Annotated in this window: 14 protein-coding genes; 5 read left to right on the forward strand and 9 right to left on the reverse strand. The window is 30.3% G+C overall.

The window, feature by feature from the left end; all coding sequences use genetic code 11:
• Positions 1 to 188 precede the first annotated feature (188 nt).
• The 4 genes from L2Z92_RS05575 (at position 189) to L2Z92_RS05590 (ending at position 4,235) form a co-directional block, all read left to right on the forward strand.
• Positions 189 to 1,181, forward strand: coding sequence for an NAD(P)H-dependent glycerol-3-phosphate dehydrogenase (locus L2Z92_RS05575; protein WP_236457846.1), 993 nt, complete (start codon positions 189 to 191; stop codon positions 1,179 to 1,181).
• A 176-nt stretch (positions 1,182 to 1,357) separates the two neighbouring features.
• On the forward strand, positions 1,358 to 2,335 hold the full coding sequence (locus L2Z92_RS05580) for a TerC/Alx family metal homeostasis membrane protein (protein ID WP_236457847.1): 978 nt from the start codon (positions 1,358 to 1,360) through the stop codon (positions 2,333 to 2,335).
• 167 nt (positions 2,336 to 2,502) lie between these two features.
• A complete protein-coding gene (locus L2Z92_RS05585) occupies positions 2,503 to 2,799 on the forward strand; it encodes a hypothetical protein (protein ID WP_236457848.1) in 297 nt (98 codons plus the stop codon).
• A gap of 95 nt (positions 2,800 to 2,894) precedes the next feature.
• Positions 2,895 to 4,235 carry a sigma-54-dependent transcriptional regulator gene (locus tag L2Z92_RS05590; RefSeq protein WP_236457849.1) on the forward strand — a complete coding sequence of 447 codons (1,341 nt, stop codon included), beginning with the start codon at positions 2,895 to 2,897 and terminating at the stop codon, positions 4,233 to 4,235.
• Here the strand turns inward: L2Z92_RS05590 and L2Z92_RS05595 are convergent.
• From L2Z92_RS05595 to L2Z92_RS05615, 5 genes are all read right to left on the reverse strand, one after another.
• The gene (locus tag L2Z92_RS05595) at positions 4,213 to 6,597 is read right to left on the reverse strand and encodes an ATP-binding response regulator (RefSeq protein ID WP_236457850.1); all 2,385 of its coding nucleotides are present in this window, start codon (positions 6,595 to 6,597) and stop codon (positions 4,213 to 4,215) included. The genes L2Z92_RS05590 and L2Z92_RS05595 overlap by 23 nt on opposite strands.
• A gap of 125 nt (positions 6,598 to 6,722) precedes the next feature.
• Positions 6,723 to 9,500 carry a GH92 family glycosyl hydrolase gene (locus L2Z92_RS05600; protein WP_236457851.1) on the reverse strand — a complete coding sequence of 926 codons (2,778 nt, stop codon included), beginning with the start codon at positions 9,498 to 9,500 and terminating at the stop codon, positions 6,723 to 6,725.
• A gap of 112 nt (positions 9,501 to 9,612) precedes the next feature.
• Positions 9,613 to 10,020, reverse strand: coding sequence for a hypothetical protein (locus L2Z92_RS05605; RefSeq protein WP_236457852.1), 408 nt, complete (start codon positions 10,018 to 10,020; stop codon positions 9,613 to 9,615).
• 61 nt (positions 10,021 to 10,081) lie between these two features.
• Positions 10,082 to 11,101: a phenylalanine--tRNA ligase subunit alpha gene (gene pheS / locus L2Z92_RS05610; protein ID WP_236457853.1), complete on the reverse strand. Its 1,020-nt coding sequence runs from the start codon at positions 11,099 to 11,101 to the stop codon at positions 10,082 to 10,084.
• A gap of 230 nt (positions 11,102 to 11,331) precedes the next feature.
• A complete protein-coding gene (locus L2Z92_RS05615; RefSeq protein WP_236457854.1) occupies positions 11,332 to 11,688 on the reverse strand; it encodes a hypothetical protein in 357 nt (118 codons plus the stop codon).
• 156 nt (positions 11,689 to 11,844) lie between these two features.
• Between L2Z92_RS05615 and L2Z92_RS05620 the strand changes: the two genes are divergently transcribed.
• Positions 11,845 to 12,387: a CvpA family protein gene (locus tag L2Z92_RS05620; protein ID WP_236457855.1), complete on the forward strand. Its 543-nt coding sequence runs from the start codon at positions 11,845 to 11,847 to the stop codon at positions 12,385 to 12,387.
• Positions 12,388 to 12,567: 180 nt separating this feature from the next.
• Here L2Z92_RS05620 and L2Z92_RS05625 read toward each other — a convergent pair whose 3' ends face one another.
• Genes L2Z92_RS05625 through L2Z92_RS05640 form a run of 4 tightly spaced genes read right to left on the reverse strand, consistent with a single transcriptional unit; the run spans position 12,568 to position 17,312 of the window.
• Positions 12,568 to 13,941, reverse strand: a complete 1,374-nt coding sequence (locus tag L2Z92_RS05625; protein ID WP_236457856.1) for a glycine-rich domain-containing protein — start codon at positions 13,939 to 13,941, stop codon at positions 12,568 to 12,570.
• A 40-nt stretch (positions 13,942 to 13,981) separates the two neighbouring features.
• A complete protein-coding gene (locus L2Z92_RS05630) occupies positions 13,982 to 14,743 on the reverse strand; it encodes a tetratricopeptide repeat protein (protein ID WP_236457857.1) in 762 nt (253 codons plus the stop codon).
• A 6-nt stretch (positions 14,744 to 14,749) separates the two neighbouring features.
• Entirely contained in the window at positions 14,750 to 16,531 is a 1,782-nt protein-coding gene (locus L2Z92_RS05635; RefSeq protein WP_236457858.1) for a BatD family protein, read from the reverse strand.
• 1 nt (position 16,532) lies between these two features.
• Positions 16,533 to 17,312, reverse strand: a complete 780-nt coding sequence (locus L2Z92_RS05640) for a tetratricopeptide repeat protein (RefSeq protein WP_236457859.1) — start codon at positions 17,310 to 17,312, stop codon at positions 16,533 to 16,535.
• Position 17,313: the final 1 nt, after the last annotated feature.

Genomic DNA, 17,313 nt, shown 5'->3' on the forward strand with positions numbered 1-17,313 from the left:
CAAAACTAAATAGATTAACCCAAACTATTTAAAATATACACATAGAACGCAACGAAAAAAAAATAATTGCCCTAGGAATGATTAAATAAATGTTAAAATTTAAATCCTAAAAAAACACACATAAAACTGTTATTTCGGATATTGAAACTATTTCTTTACCTTTGAATTTCCTAAAAATTTTATAAAAAATGGAAAAACCGAAGTTTGCTGTCATTGGTGGAGGGAGTTGGGCAACTGCAATTGCAAAAATGTTATGTGAAAACCAAGAAAAAATTGCTTGGTATATGAGAAGCACCTACGCACTAGAATGTATTAAACATCAAAAGCATAACCCTAATTATTTAAGTTCTGTTCAGTTTGACAATGACAAATTAATATTGACGAATGATATTAACGAAGCTGTAGCATTTGCTGATTATGTTATTTTCGCAATACCTTCTGCATTTTTAAAAGGTGAATTGGAAAAACTTACTGTAGATTTATCTAATAAAATTATTTTTTCAGCTATTAAAGGAATTGTACCTGAAACAAGCTTAATTGTTGGTGAACATTTTCACACACAATACAATATCCCTTATGATAATATTGGTGTTTTAACTGGTCCTTGTCATGCCGAAGAGGTTGCAATGGAGCGTTTATCATATTTAACTATTGCTTGTAGCGATAAAGATAAGGCAAAATATGTAGCTGATAACTTAAGTTCTTACTACATTAAAGCAAAAACTACCGATGATATTATTGGTACCGAATATGCAGCTGTTCTTAAAAATATCTATTCTATTGCGGCTGGTATTGCGCATGGCTTAGGTTATGGTGATAACTTTCAAGCAGTATTGATGAGTAATGCAATTCGTGAAATGAAGAAATTCATTCGAAAAGTGCACAAAATGAAACGAAATATCAATAATTCTGCTTATTTAGGCGATTTATTAGTGACAGGTTATTCTGTATTCTCTAGAAATAGAATGTTTGGAAACATGATAGGAAAAGGATATACTGTAAAATCTGCACAAATGGAAATGAGTATGATTGCAGAAGGCTATTATGCTGCAAAAAGCGCTTACAAACTTAATCAAGAACATAAAGCAGACACACCTATAATTGACGCAGTTTATCGCATCTTATATGAAGGAAAAGAAGCTAAAGAAGAGTTTAAAAAACTAACTGAAAAATTAAATTAAAAAAGTGATTTTTTATCGTTAAGAACAATAAAAATTTAATTAATTGATTTTCAAAACATTAACTTCGTTTTGTTTCAAAACCAAATAAAATAAAGCATTGAAAACCAATTGATTAAAAACGATTCCCTTGGTATTAAAAATAGATAGTAATTTCGCGGAATAAAATCAAAAAAATCATGGATTCTCTAATTAATCATCCAGTTATTTTAACTGTTTTTGCAGTTGTAATTTTCGCTATGTTACTACTTGACTTAGGTGTTCTTAACAAAAAAAGTCATGTGATTTCAAACAAAGAAGCTGCTTTTTGGTCTGTTTTATGGATTTCATTAGCAATGGGTTTTAGTGGAATCATATACAACTATATGGGATTCGAAAAATTTGCACAATTTCAAGGAGCCTATTGGATAGAAAAAGCATTGTCTGTAGATAATTTATTTGTCTTTATATTAGTTTTTGGTTACTTTAATGTAGCAAAGGAATCTCAACATAAAGTACTGTTTTGGGGAGTTTTAGGGGCTTTATTTTTTAGAGCAATATTTATATTTTCAGGTGTATGGATACTCAATTACACTTATTTACCAGAAATATCACTTCTTGGTCATACCGCTAAGATAAACTACCTATTAACTATTTTTGGAATCATCCTAATTGTTGCCGGTATAAAATCTTGGTTTAGCGACAGTGGAGACGATGGCGAAAAAGATTTTTCAAAAAGTCCAGGCTCGAAACTTGTCCACCGATTCTTCAAAGTAAGTCCGAAATTTGATGGAGATAAGTTTTTCACCATACAAAATGGAATAAAAATGGCAACTCCATTACTTGTAGTAGTTACCATAATAGAATTTACAGATTTATTATTTGCTGTTGACAGTATTCCTGCAATATTTGCAATTGCACCAGATGATCCTTTCATTCTTTATACATCTAACATTTTTGCAATATTAGGATTGCGTTCTTTATATTTCCTTTTAGCTAATTTCATGTACATGTTTAGTCGCTTGCATTATGGATTAGCTTTAATTCTAGGATTTATAGGTGTGAAAATGATTATCGCACCATTTTTCCATATATCCTCTTTAGCTTCGCTAGCAGTTGTTGGTGGTGTTTTAGCAATATCTGTCATTTGGTCTGTAGTATTTCCAATTGAAAAATAGAATAAGCTGTGTAAAAAGAATACATCTTCTTTAATTTTTTCATAAAATTTACACACTTTCAAAAACACATTAACAAATTAAAAACATGATTAACAGCTAGTTAATCATTATAATACACAATGAATATAACTGGCACATTTTTTTCATACTAAATAGAAAAAATTGTTATGAAAAGAATCATTTTATTGGCGATCTTCGGTTTCGCATCAATTTCAACTTTTTCAGTTGAAAAAAACACATCTGTAAAAACTCAGATAACAGTAGCACAGGAAGAATATAAAGAATTACCTGTAGACAAATTACCAACAGCAGTTAAGGAAGCAGTGAAAAAAGACTTCGAAGGAGCTGTAATTACTAAAGCTTATATTAACGAAGACAAAGAATACAAGCTAGAGTTACAGCTTGAAACAGTTACACAAACTGTGTTTATAGATGCTAATGGTTATTGGCTAGAAAAAGAATAAATTTATCATCATTTATTTATTTAAAAATGCTATCTCGATGAGATAGCATTTTTTATATTATATTTAGCATGAAATAATTATAAAAGAAGAATCAAATGCCAAAGATATTAATCATTGAAGATGATAATACTTTCAACAACATGCTTTTACACTTTCTAAAGCGTCATGATTATGAAGTTGTACAAACGTTTACTGCGAATGAAGCTCTAGACCAAGTTGAACTTCATTCCTTTGACATAATTCTTTCTGACTTACGCTTACCCGATATTGATGGATTAACTTTACTTTCTATTTTAAAAGAAAGACAAAAAAACACCCCATTTATATTAATGACTGCCTATGCAGACGTAAAAACAGCAGTTAAAGCAATGAAAATTGGTGCTGCTGACTACATTTCTAAACCTTTTGTTCCTGAAGAAGCTTTGCTAGTGTTGCAGAAAATTATTTCAAATTCTAAAACAGAAAACAAAGAAATCATTGTAGTAGAAAAAGAAAAAATAGAAATTCCAACATCAGGTTATTATTGGGGAAATGGAATTGCTTCTATTACTTTAAAAAAACATATTGATCTAGTTGCTCCAACAACTCTTTCTGTTTTAATAACAGGAGAAAACGGAACAGGTAAAGAAGTAGCTGCAAAAACAATACACGACAAAAGCAACCGACACAAAGGTCCGTTTGTAGCTGTAGATTGTGGAGCAATTCCTAAAGATATTGCTAGCAGTGAATTTTTCGGGCATATTAAAGGTTCGTTTACTGGTGCTATTAATGACAAAATTGGGTGTTTTGAAGCGGCTAATGATGGAACACTCTTTTTGGACGAAATAGGTAATTTATCCTATGAAAATCAGATTCTTCTTTTGAGAGCGATTCAAGAAAGGAAAATTAAAAAAATTGGATCAAACAAAGAGATTGACATTAATATACGTTTGATTACTGCAACAAATGAAAATCTAAAAAATGCTGTTGAAAATGGCAACTTTAGAGAAGATTTATTTCATAGATTAAATGAGTTTTCTGTACAAATTCCTGCTTTGAGAGATAGGAAAGAAGATTTAGAAGCATTTTCGTATTTATTCTTAGAAAAAGCTGCAATTCAATTAGAAAAAAATGTGACAAAAATATCCAAAGATGCTTTAACTATTTTTTATCAATACCATTGGCCTGGAAACCTTAGAGAGCTACAAAATTACATCAAAAGAGCCACGCTTTTAAGCGCAGAAGACACTATTGAAGTAAATAGTTTGCCCGAAGAACTAACCTCGTCAGAAAAACAAGAAAACAATTTTCAATTTGGATTAAAAGATGTTGCTGAAAAAGCTGCAATAACCAATGCTTTGTCCATTGCTAAAGGCAATAAGTCTAGAGCAGCTGAGCTCTTAGGTATTTCTAGAAAAACATTATACAACAAAATCAATCAATATGAATTAACATAAGATTCTCTTTAAAAACATTTAATCTTTTAAAGAGTAATTGAAGCATTATTGTAAGCTCATTGTCAATTCCATTTGCCTTACAATCAACCTCAATAGTATTTAGCAAGAAAAAAATATCTTTCTCTTTCAATTGTCCTACCATAGTTTGCATTTTATGACACAATGAAATTATCTTTTTCTCATCATTATTCTTAACTCCTTCTTCTAAATATTGAATATCTAAGGTTAATTCTTCAATGTATTTTTTTATAAACTGATTAATTGATTCTTCATCATCACCTAAGTAAGTTGCTAAAATAGATTTATAACTTGTTGTGTTTTTCTCTATATTTTCAATTTTTTTACCTGATAAATTAGAAATACAATTTAAAAGTTGATTTGGTGTATAAGGTTTAGGCAAAAATCCATCAAATGAAAATGATGATTTAACCGCGTCTTCATAGGGCATTTGACCACTAACAACAATTGCTTGTACATTATTAGCTGATGGAATTTTTCTCAACTGTGTAAGAAAAGCATATCCATTCATTTTAGGCATATGAATATCTGTCAGAACAAATGAAGGTAATTCTTTTTTACAAAAAGCAAGTGCTTCATTCCCATCGGAAAAAGTATACACCTCTTCAAAATATGGTGTTAATAAAGCTTTTGCTAATTGTATTTGAGAATTATCATCATCTAAAATAACACAACTCTTTAATTCAATTTCATTAGTGTTCTGATTTTTTTCTTTAACTCTAAATGGCAAATCCACAGTAAAAGTCGTCCCTTCTCCTAGTTCGCTTTCTAAATGAATACTTCCTTCTAACAAATCGGTTAATCGTTTACAAATAGACAATCCTAAACCAGTTCCTCCATACAAAAGTTCAATTTGTTCATTTTCTTGTGTAAAGGAATTGAAGATTTTCTCAAATGACTCGAGCGGTATTCCAATTCCAGTATCTTTTATTGCAATTAAAAGACGATCTTCTTCAATTTTAGTAATAATTGTTATGCTACCATTCAACGTGAATTTATAAGCATTACTTATTAAATTATATAAGATCTGTCTTATTTTATTATAGTCTCCATAATAAATCAGATTTTCAGTATCGTCGATATCATATAACAAATCAACCGTATCTTTTTGATGTAAATCAGCTATATTTTGACCCGTTTCTTCTAATAACTCATTCAAATCAAACTCTTGAAAAAGTACTTTTATTTTTCCTTTTTCCATTCGAACATAATCTAATAGATCTAAAACTAATTGTTCGATATAATGTGTTGCTGATTTAATTTTTAATAATTTTTCTCTTTTCTCGAATGAGCCTTCGTTTTCTAATAATTGAGCACTATAGCCAATTAACGACTGTAATGGTGTTTTTACATCATGACTAACCGATGCCATTAATTGCTCTCTAGATTCTAAAATTACTTCTGTCTTTTGTTTTTGCAACTCTAACTCTTCTCTGTAATTTTTATTTTTAAGAAAATCTACAGACAAAAGAAAAAAGAAAAAAACCACAATTAAAAAACAAACTATCGCTGCAATTGATAAAAGCCGAAGGGATTTCTCTTGACTCTCAATTTTTTGTTTTTTATTCTTTGCGTGTTCTAAATCGCTTGTCTCACGCAACTTTGCAATTATACTTGTAATTTTTTGAGCAATGATTAATTCGTTTTCAAGCAACTTAACCTCTTTGCTTTTTATGACTACAGAATGTTGACTTCTCTTTTTCTGAGATTCTAATAATATTATCTTCGAAGCTGTCAATATCGAATCTGCTTCTTCATGAGATATTGAGTTCGTACCATCTTTTGGCACATTACTATTCAGGTAGTCTACATAGTCTTGTGCAACTTTTCTTTGATAAGGAGTTAAACTATTCGCGTTTTTAAACAGATTTTTAATTTTTAGCTTACCTTTCTCTTTTTCTATGTTTTCAATCTTCTTTACAAGTTGATTAATAGGTAAAGAATTATTTCCCTTCATTTGAACATCAATCAACATTAGAACATTATATTCTTTGTCTTTCAAACATTGTTTTAAGGAATCGATGACAACTCTATCTTCCTTTAAAACATCATTTTTTAATGTATCTAATTTTAAAATTATTTCGTCATTATCATTAAGAAAAGCAATAACACTTTCTCTGGATTTTGTCTGCATAGCAATTTGCGACAGATTATCAGTTCTATATAGATCTTTTATCAGTTCTGTATAAACCATTTGGCGCTCATCAATATTATCTGACTTTAACAACTGATTTAGTTTTGATTGTTGTTGAAACAAATACCAAACAGAAAAAGCCATTAACCCTAACAACAATAGATAGCTAAGTAGAAGTTTAAGGGAAGTATATTTAGAAATTGAATTCATTTAAACGTTATATGAAATACAAATATAGTATTTAGAAAAACATTGATCCCATTCCTGTTTTTAATTGATACAAATTCTGCTTTATCAAGACGTTGAACATTAATAAAGCAGAATTTAAAAATTAATTATTTCACCGTTATTTCGTCAATAAAGATAAAAGCATCTCCATTAGAAGGATAGCCTTGATGCCATTCAGGTAATTTTCCAAAGTTGTATGCTTTTATTTTTACAAAACGCCCCTTTGCGTCTATATCGCTAGAAAACCCCTTAATAACCGTATTATATTCTTTTGGATCTACACTATTATCTATCGTTGCTACTTTTTTAAATGTCACATTATCTTCAGAAATATAAAATTCAACTTTTATTGGCATTAAAATCCAAGAGCGCGTGTCTTGCAGAAAATTTGCACTTATATTTTTAATCTTTTTACTTTCATTCAGATCTATAACCGCTTCAAAATCTTGAGATTGATAACCTTGCCATTCTCCTTTTCGCCAATTTTCATTACCATAAATTCCGTCTATTAAACCTTCTGCTCCACCTGCATGGTATTGTGAATTGAATTTCGATTTAATCTCAATAGTGTAGTCATTTGGTTTTTTGAAGAATTGTGCGGAAATGGTGTCACTGATATTATATTGATTTTCATATAAATAAAAACGAATATTTGCTGATTCTTTTAACAATATCTCTTTTTCAAATAATTCAAATTTTGAATTATTAATACTATAAAATATTTTCGCATTTTTATTCCAAGCTTTAAAATTAATTGGTAATTCATTCTTAAAGGATTTACTTTTTGCTTGAATTACTGGCACTTGAGTAATAGTTGGATCAGCTGCATATGCCAATATTTCTGTGGCTACTGAATCGAAATATTCGATACTTTTAATTTCTGAACCTATCAAAATAGATTTTGAAGTATTATTTTCTAAGTTAAGTTTAATTTTTTCAAAATAGGGTTTGGTCTTATTCCAAGAATTTCCAGCAGGAGTTACTTGATACATTCCCATTGAACTCAACACATACCAAGCACTCATTTGTCCGCAATCTTCATTACCTATTAAACCATCTGGTGTGTTTTTGTAGAAATTATCCAAGATGTATTTTACTTTTTCATTTGTTTTTTCTGGTTTACCGATGTAATCATACAAATAAGCCATATGATGACTCGGTTCATTTCCATGTGCATATTGTCCAATTAGACCTGTTACATCTACTTGTTCACGACCTGTAGTTTTACTTTCACTGTTGAACATTTCGTCTAATTTGGCTTCAAATTTTTCTGGCCCACCATAAGCTTCAATCATCCCTTTAATATCTTGTGGCACGAAAAACGTGTATTGCCAAGCATTGCCTTCGGTAAAGTTGTTATTGACTTCTTTTGGGTCGAAAGGTTTTTCCCAACCACCATTTTTCTTTGGTCTGATGAAACCCGTTTCCCAATCGAATAAATTCTTCCAATTTTGAGAACGCTTCATGAAATATTGATAGTCTTCATGATTTTCTAAAATAGCAGCCATTTGTGCAATACACCAATCGTCATAAGCATATTCTACTGTTTTAGAAACACTTTCATGATCATCATCAATCGAAATGAAGCCATTTTTTTTATAAGCTTCTAAACCTAAAACATCTCTCATGGCAGAAGCTTTACTGGCCTCGAATGCTTTCTCATAATCAAAGCCTTGAATTCCTTTTACCATAGCATCAGCAATTACAGAAACCGAATGATAGCCAATCATACAATCGGTTTCATTAGAAGCTAATTCCCAAACCGGCAATCTTCCGCCTTGTTCGTATTGTTTGATGAAAGTATTAATGTAATCTGACGTTCGTTTTTTATCAATTAGAGTATATAATGGATGTGCCGCTCGAAAAGTATCCCAAAGCGAAAAAACGGTATAATAATCAAATCCTTCAGCTGTGTGAATTTCATTATCTCTACCTCTATATTTTCCATCTAAATCTTGAGCTATATTTGGTTGCATCATTGTATGATATAAAGCGGTGTAAAAAATCGCTAACTTATCTTTATCACTAGAAGTTACTTCAATCTTAGATAGTTCTTTGTTCCATAAAGCTTCAGTATCTTTTTTTACTTTTTCAAAATCCCAATGTTTGATTTCGGAACTGTTCAATTTAGCTCCTTCATAACTCGTTGGAGAAAGCGATACTTTTACCAGTATTTTTTCTCCTTTTTTAACTTGTTTAGAAAACACCATGCCTTTTGTTTCAACTGCCTCACCATGTCCCTTTGATATTTTACTTGCTAAAACTTTATCAATAGAAACATTAAACTCAATTCGTGCATATACATACTGATTGGTCGCCCAAGCTTCGCTTCTTCGTAAAACCTCAACCGTTTTATCATCAATAACACGAATTCTTCCTTCCAATAACTTATCACGATGGTTTAAATCCAAAATAATATTAGCTTGACCTGTTTTATTGAAAGTATATTCATGAAAACCCACTCGTGTTGAAGTGGTTAATCGCACATCAATATTGTGTTTATCTAATTTTACGCTATAAAATCCTGCTGATGCTTTTTCATTATCATGAGAAAATGTAGAAGAATAAACTTTATTATCGAATGAAGGCTCTCCAATAGTTGGCATTAACATAATGTCGCCATAATCTGAAACACCTGTTCCATTTAGATGTGTATGAGAAAAGCCATAAATCAAATTATCCGAATAATGATACCCAGAACAACCATCCCAACTTCCATCAATTCGTGTGTCTGGAGATAATTGAACCATTCCATAAGGTGTTGTTGCTCCTGGAAAAGTATGACCGTGCCCACCAGTTCCGATAAAAGGGTTTACGTGTTTTGAATAGTCTTGTGCAAATGAATAATTTGCGATAAAAAGTAGTGATAAAAGAAAATTCCTCATTTTACAGCTTGAATTAGACTATAAAATTGAGGAATTTTTATGAGGATTGCAATATTTTGTGTTTTCTACTTTTTTCTAAGTTCTTAACTCATTTCAAACTAACAGAAAAAAATTAAACCGCCATTATTCCTTGGTTTGGAATAATAGGTAAATCGATTTTTGCATTTTTATTTATACTATTTTCTTTGAAGATAAATTTCTTATCAAACATTTGGCTTCCAATAAAATAAGACAACATAAATTCGTTCTCTAATTGCAACACATTGTTCTCTAAAAACTCTATTTTAACTGCCGTTTGTGGCTCAACTTTTGCAAAAGCATGTCGCAATTGCATCGTGTTTCTTTCTTCACCATTTATTAAACCATACGCTCGAGAAATAAGCATTGCCATTTCTAAAGTTTCATTGGTTGCGTTTAATAAATAAGCGTACCAACAATTTTCTTGAAAATCATCGCTCCATTCTTGTATTGCTACAATATGAACATTTTCTACTTTTGGGATTATAATGTCTTTTTTCATGATATTAAACAATAAGACCTAACAGGTTTTAAAAACCTGTTAGGTCTGTATAATTAAAATATTAAATACTTGATTTGAATTGTTCTAAGAAACGTACGTCATTTTCATAAAACATACGAATGTCTCCAATTTGATATAATAACATCGCAATACGCTCTACTCCCATACCAAAAGCAAAACCTGTGTATTCTTCTGCATTGATATTACAGTTCTTTAAAACATTCGGATCTACCATTCCACAACCACCAATCTCTAACCAACCAGTTCCTTTTGTAATTCTATAATCGGTTTCCGTTTTTAAACCCCAATAGATATCTATTTCTGCACTTGGTTCTGTAAATGGAAAATAAGATGGTCTTAATCTAATCTTAGATTTCCCAAACATCTCTTTTGTGAAATACAATAACGTTTGCTTCAAATCTGCAAATGAAACGTCTTTATCGATATATAAACCTTCTACTTGATGAAAAATACAATGTGAACGCGATGAAATATCTTCATTACGAAAAACGCGACCTGGAGAAATTGTTCTAATAGGCGGTTGATTGTTTTCCATATAACGCACTTGTACTGATGAAGTATGCGTACGTAACAAAATATCAGGATTCGTTTGAATAAAGAAAGTATCCTGCATGTCTCTTGCTGGATGATATTCTGGAAGATTTAAAGCGGTAAAATTATGCCAATCATCTTCAATTTCTGGCCCTTCAGAAACGTTAAAACCAACGTTTGAAAAGATATCGATAATTTGATTTTTAACAATAGATATTGGATGACGAGAACCAATAGTTACTGGCTCGCCTGGACGTGTTAAATCTCCATAAATTCCTTTTATTTCTTCTTTGCTTTCCAATTGTTGTTGTATAGCAACAACTTTTTCTTCAGCAGTGTTTTTTAACTGATTTATAATTTGTCCAAACTCTTTTTTCATTTCGTTAGGGACATTTTTAAAATCTGCAAAAAATTCTTTTAGCAAACCTTTGTTTCCTAAATATTTAATACGGAATTCTTCTAATTTCTCTTTGTTATCAGTATGAAAAACTTTCGCTTCTTCAATATGACTTTTAATCTTATCTATCATCGTATTTTTTCTAATGTGGCAAATTTAATGTTTTTTAGTGATTAGTTAAAAGAAATAGTGATTTGTAATTAGTGATTAGTGATTAGCGTACCTAATTATTGCAAGAAAATTGTATTAACTACAAGTCCTTTTCTTACTTTAAAGAATACAAAAAATTTCCTCCATTAGAAGAAAACACACTATTCGCAATATCTTATCTTTTGATAGAAAAACTTTTCACTAGTAACTAACTACTCTATTAATTCTTTCTCCAAAAAGTAGCTCACTATAGCATCTTTCATTAAAATCGTTTGTTCTCCAGCTTTTAAGGTTGGTAATTCTTCTTTAATTTTATAATGAGGCCATCCTTCACTATCGAAATATTCGAATTCGTAGTAACCATAAGGCTCTAATAATCGACATATAGCAATGTGCATTAAATTAACTTTTTCATCTTTTTGAAATTCTTGCTTAAATTTTCCTAATTCTTGAATTCCAATCAGGTAAATGATACTGTCTAAATCAAGCTCATCTCCATCTGCGAATTTAGTTGATAATATATTGACAACGCTATCCCAGCGCTCTTTTAGTTGTTCGTCTCTTGACATTTTTCTTTAAGAAAATAGAAAATAGAGAAAAGAAAAAGTCTTTTCACAATATTTTCAAAATTAGATTGCAAAGATAACATTTCTATCTACTATTCTCATGATCTTTCTCTCCAAAAAAATCTATTATCTTTGTTCTATTCTCTTTAATCTTTAACTATGAGTTTTATTGATATTGTTTTTGCGGTTTTATTATGTTACGCGTTGTATAAAGGAATTAAAAATGGGCTGTTTGTAGAGCTCGCTTCTTTAATTGCTTTAGTGACGGGTATCTATGTTGCTATTAAATTCTCTTATATAACAAAGAATTTCTTAGAAACTAAAGTGAGTTGGGAACCAAAATACATTGAAATAACAGCCTTTGCTTTAACTTTTATACTTGTTGTGCTAATTATTCATCTTTCTGCTAAGTTATTAACTAAAATAGCCGATTTCGCCTACCTAGGATGGATTAACAAACTAACAGGAGCCCTTTTTAGCTGCTTAAAAACGATTTTATTATTAAGTGTTGTTATCTTTTTATTTGAGAAGATAAACACCAACAATACACTTGTAAAACAAGAAACGTTAGATGCATCTATTTTTTACAATCCTACAAAAGAAATTTCTGCTTTTATCTACCCAAAAATAGAAGAGTGGTATGAGAATACTATAGAAACCTCTTCTGATGAGAAAGAAACGAATGAAGATGAACAAGCATAGTATTCTGTAACAGTAAGCATATTCGAGAAGCATATTCGGAACAAATAAAACGTTTATCTCGCAACTTAATTGGATAAAGTTATTTTAGAATATTAAACACAAAATTATACTATTTGGGATGAAAATTTCTGTAATGTTATTGAATTTCATAGTATCGGAATTTATCGCTATGGCAATTATTTAATCACCACAACCTCCACAGCCTCCACCGCAAGAGCTTCCACAACTCGACCCACAACTACTACCACAGCTCGATCCACATCCTGAAAAAAAGTTAGAACTAGTGTATGAATTTGCTAAAGGAATAAATGCAGTGGAAAGTAACGCTGTTCCACTTAAGAAATAGTTCCATTCCCAACTGTTATGCGCTGACTTATTATTAGGAATTACTTCTTCTTTAAAATAATTAGGAATGGTTTTATTCGTTATTCTATTCCATGTTTTTTTTAGAAAAAGAAAAGAAAGATACAACGCGAGTACAAGTACAACTACAAGAAACAGGACTTGTTTCTCTCTTATTATGCCAATAACTAACCTAGTTATTCCAATAGCGATGAACAACAGCACAAATGCATAATTAAACACAAATAATTCCAAATTACTTTTCGAAGTTTTAATGGCTTCCTTGCTATTATTTGTTGCTTTAGATATTGTTGTAAAAACAGGTTTATTTATTAGTATAGCTAATAACTGACCATATTGCAAACTAGTTTTCTCATCAATAGAATCTAAAATAGTTTTTGTTACTTTATCAGTAATTGCTTTTCTAGTATTTGATTTTGAAATTTCTTTTGAATCTTTAATTTTTAATTTTTTACCTACAATTAGATTATTTACATAACCATGAACAACAACTTTTAGCTGATTAGTTTTTAAACAAATCAATTCGCTTGCAGATAAGTTTTCAATAATTCTATTAGGCAATAATTGCTTCATATATTTATTTGCGACTATTTCACTATAAGTATTTAAAGAAAAGTACATTACTATACCCAAAAATAAATATGATAATAAGAAAAATGGATTGTTTATACTTACAAAAAATCCGTACAAAACATATCTAAACAATAAAACCAAAAAGAACAATATGATTACACCTAGTGAAAGAACTGTATTTAAGTGTATATTCGATTTTTCAACCTCTAAAGCCTCAATAAATGTATTGAATTCCCAAAATTCTTTAGGTTGTAACCCAAAAACGCTTTCATACAATTCCTTAGTACGCTTTTTAGCTGTAAAAAACTTATCTTTTTCTTCTCTATTGTGTGTTGATGGGATGTGTTCTATTTTTTTACCTAAAACAACGCAAAACTCTTTATAGGATTCTGTGAAAATTAAATGTTGATGCCAAACGACATCTACAATTTCTGAAGGAGAAACCATTTGATTTGAAGTTGCTGCCAAATACATGAATTTCTTATACTCTTCAATTGCTTGTTTAGTAAAAAATTCTGTCCATTCGTTTTCATATGCTAAACGAGTCGTAAAACCATATTCTGAAAGTGGGAAATCTAAATCAAACTTTATAATTTCATTCCAAAGTTCTTTATTCATCAAACTATCTTTACATTTTCATCAAAAATAGATTTTTTTTCTATTTTTTCAGTTCGATGATTGCGTCTTTTTTTATCCAACCTTCTGTTTTATCTGTTAACTCAACTCGTTTCCAATTGTCTAAAGTTTCCTTTACATATACTTTTGTTCCTTCATGCAACACTTTTAGACTTTTAGAACTGTTTTTTGCTTCACTTTTAAGATTTGTAACTTCTTCAAAAACAATTGCTGGTCGAATTGTTCTTTCGAATCGTTTTTGCAGAAAAGCGAACGTTAAAGCTACCACCAAACAACCTATGAAAACAAACATTCCTAAAAAAAAAGTACGTTTAATGATTGTTCTTCCTGAAAAATAATAAAACACGAATGAAATTAAGAACAACATTGAAAATCCAACTGTAATCCATGCCCAAACATCATAATGAAACCACAATGATATTTTATATATAAAATTTGAAAAACCTACATTAGGCACTATACTGATATCATCTATAGCCGTTTTTTGAGCAAAAATTAAATTTGTTTTTATATCTCTATCTTCAGGCTTAAGAAGTAAAGCTTTTTCATAATTATAAATGGAAGGTGCTACTTTCCCTAATTTATAATAGCAATTTCCTAAATTAAAATAAAGTTCAGACGATTCGTATTTACCAATAGTTAGAATCGATTCATATTTATCAACAGCTTCAGTATATTTTTCTTTCTTATACAAGTCATTGGCTTCATCAAATAATTGCTTTACCTCATTTTGAGCAAAAATTAAATTTGACACTAGAATAATTACATAAACGATCTTTTTCATACACATTTAAACTAATTGTTTTTCAAGTTCTGAAATAACTTCTATTGCTTTTTCAAAATCGTGTTGCATACTTTCATTTGTTGAAGGAGCATATCGAGCAAACTCACAATCATTCATTAAAATCATAAACTGATTAATGGTTTCTTGATTCGCATGCTTGTTTTCTAATAATTCTTGAATATTCTCTTTACTCATTTCAGAGGTTTCAATATGTAATTTCGCTTTTAAGAAATTATGTAATGCTTTTTCCATAGCCATGTAAAAAGGCACTTTATTTCCTTTTTGCTTTTTAGCCTCTGAAAGATACTTTTTAGCGAGTTTATTATTTCTCTTAATTCTATTTCCGAACTCGTCTGCATCTATTGCTTCTTTTTTCTTTCTAACTAGAATAATTAGTGGAACAATTAAAAAAGGTACTAAAAGAAGTCCATAGAATAGTACTGTTCCAAAGAAAGCCTTGTGCTCCGCTTTTTTAAACTTCGCTTTCGTTTTTATCTCCTGAAAAACATTAGATTTAACTTCTTTCACTTTTTCATTTTCAACAACTTCACTAACTGTTGGTTTGAAATCTGGATTATCTAATACATTAATCTCTATTTCTTCTGAAGTAATTGTCTTATACGTTTTTGTTGCTAAATCAAAATATGAAAAAGTAAGCGGCTTTAATTTATATTTTCCTTTGTACTGCGGAACAACCGTATAAGTATCAGATATTACTCCATTCATTCCAGAAATAGGAGTACTTACCTTTTCATTATGTTTTGGATCAAACACTTCAAATGCGCTAGGAAATTCAGGTTTAGGAAGTGTAAATAACTTTAAATTACCCGTTCCTGTAACACTTACATCGAAATCTAAGGCTTCACCACTCTTTAATTCGGTCTTTGAAGGCTTCATTGTTAGTTCAAACTTTCCAATAGCACCATTAAAGTCTACAGGTTTTCCTTCTTCAGGGAAGGCTTTTACTTTTACTTTTTTATTTCCTGTTGAAAGGTTTTTTGTTACTGGTACAAATACTGTTCGTACAAAAGGTCCAAACTGTTCTCTTTTTGGCACACTTACTTCCAATGCCACCGAAAGTGCTTCAATCTCTTTCTCTCCAGCTTCTAATGGATATAAAAGAACTTTCTTAAGGATTGCCATTCCGTACTGTTTTCCATTATATTCAACTAATTCATGTTGAATATTTTTAACATCGATATTCTGACTCCAAAAACCGCTGTACTTTGGCGACTCTAATTCTGTTAGGTTATGCAGTCTGAAGTTCCTTTCATAGTATAATTTATAAACTACTGTAATTGGTTCATTTATAAATGAGCTCGATTTCGATATTTCCGAAACTAAATGCAAACCCTCACCCACAACATAATCTGGATCGTTAGGATCTTTAGGAATTTCTCTTGGAGCAATTATAGTTACTTTTACAGGATTCGATTTATAAATCTTACCTTCATATTCTATCTCAGCAGGTTCAATTGTGAAAGTTCCTTGCTTCTTAGGTGTTAGAAAAAAAGTATTTTGAGTACGAACAACTCTCTTGACTGTAGTTTGTCCATTAACCATTACTACTACAGTTTCTCCTCCTCTACCATAAATGGGTCCTTCTGCAATAAAATCTGCTAAAGAAGGTGGATTAAAGTTATCACCATCTGCATTAATTGAATAAATTAAACGTATCTTCTCATTTAGATGATAGGTCGATTTTTGCACAATAGCCTCAAATTCTATTTCTTGCGCAAAGAAAAGTGTTTGAACAAAAAGAGCTACAATAAAAAAAAGTTTTTTCATTTTACCAATCTTTTTCATTTGTTGATGGTGCTACTTTAACTTTTTTAGCATTTACTTTATCTTGAATTTTCTTTTCTGCATTATTTACTGCATTCAAAAGATTCTCTATTTGTTGTTTGTTAGCTCCTGAAGGTTTCGGATTTCCATTTTCATCTTCTTTCTTATCTCCGTCCTGCTTGCCTTTTTTATCGTCACCTTCTTTCTTTTTATCGTCTTCTTTTCCTTTATCAGAATCTTTTTTGTCCTTTTCTTTCCCCTTATCTTCTTTCTCTTTTTTATCCTGATCTTTTTTGTCTTTGTCTTGTTTCTCTTTATCCTTGTCTTTTTTCTTTTCTTTGTCGTCTTTAGGTGGATTTTCTTTTAATTTCTGTTTTGCTAACGCATAATTGTATCGCGTTTCATCATCACTGGGATTATTTCTTAAAGCATTTTTATAGGCTTCAACTGCTCCGCTATAGTTTTCTTCCAACATTAATGTATTCCCTAAATTATGAAATGCTTTATGTTTTTCTTCTTTCGTTTTTGCGACCTCAACAGCATTTAGAAACTTATATTTTGCTTCCCCAGGCTGATTTTGTCTGTAAATACTGTTTCCTAAATTATAATTTGCAACTGCTTTTTTTTCTTCATTATTAGATTGAGAAATTCTAAAATCCGTTTCAGCTGAAATATACTTTTTACCTGTAAATGATTCAGTTCCATTAAATAAATTTTTGTCTTTATTTTGTGAATATATCACTGAAGACATAAATAAAATTATTCCTACTACTATCCTTTTCATA

The organism is Flavobacterium jumunjinense (genome assembly GCF_021650975.2).
GTDB classification, from domain to species: Bacteria; Bacteroidota; Bacteroidia; order Flavobacteriales; family Flavobacteriaceae; genus Flavobacterium; species Flavobacterium jumunjinense.

Excerpts from the sequence above, each read along its gene's own strand:
- L2Z92_RS05595 (WP_236457850.1), bottom strand. The coding sequence starts at position 6,597 with ATGAATTCAATTTCTAAATATACTTCCCTTAAACTTCTACTTAGCTAT.
- L2Z92_RS05635 (WP_236457858.1), bottom strand. The coding sequence starts at position 16,531 with ATGAAAAAACTTTTTTTTATTGTAGCTCTTTTTGTTCAAACACTTTTC.
- L2Z92_RS05605 (WP_236457852.1), bottom strand. The coding sequence starts at position 10,020 with ATGAAAAAAGACATTATAATCCCAAAAGTAGAAAATGTTCATATTGTA.
- pheS (WP_236457853.1), bottom strand. The coding sequence starts at position 11,101 with ATGATAGATAAGATTAAAAGTCATATTGAAGAAGCGAAAGTTTTTCAT.
- L2Z92_RS05630 (WP_236457857.1), bottom strand. The coding sequence starts at position 14,743 with ATGAAAAAGATCGTTTATGTAATTATTCTAGTGTCAAATTTAATTTTT.
- L2Z92_RS05615 (WP_236457854.1), bottom strand. The coding sequence starts at position 11,688 with ATGTCAAGAGACGAACAACTAAAAGAGCGCTGGGATAGCGTTGTCAAT.
- L2Z92_RS05625 (WP_236457856.1), bottom strand. The coding sequence starts at position 13,941 with ATGAATAAAGAACTTTGGAATGAAATTATAAAGTTTGATTTAGATTTC.
- L2Z92_RS05590 (WP_236457849.1), top strand. The coding sequence starts at position 2,895 with ATGCCAAAGATATTAATCATTGAAGATGATAATACTTTCAACAACATG.
- L2Z92_RS05600 (WP_236457851.1), bottom strand. The coding sequence starts at position 9,500 with ATGAGGAATTTTCTTTTATCACTACTTTTTATCGCAAATTATTCATTT.
- L2Z92_RS05640 (WP_236457859.1), bottom strand. The coding sequence starts at position 17,312 with ATGAAAAGGATAGTAGTAGGAATAATTTTATTTATGTCTTCAGTGATA.
- L2Z92_RS05585 (WP_236457848.1), top strand. The coding sequence starts at position 2,503 with ATGAAAAGAATCATTTTATTGGCGATCTTCGGTTTCGCATCAATTTCA.
- L2Z92_RS05620 (WP_236457855.1), top strand. The coding sequence starts at position 11,845 with ATGAGTTTTATTGATATTGTTTTTGCGGTTTTATTATGTTACGCGTTG.
- L2Z92_RS05575 (WP_236457846.1), top strand. The coding sequence starts at position 189 with ATGGAAAAACCGAAGTTTGCTGTCATTGGTGGAGGGAGTTGGGCAACT.
- L2Z92_RS05580 (WP_236457847.1), top strand. The coding sequence starts at position 1,358 with ATGGATTCTCTAATTAATCATCCAGTTATTTTAACTGTTTTTGCAGTT.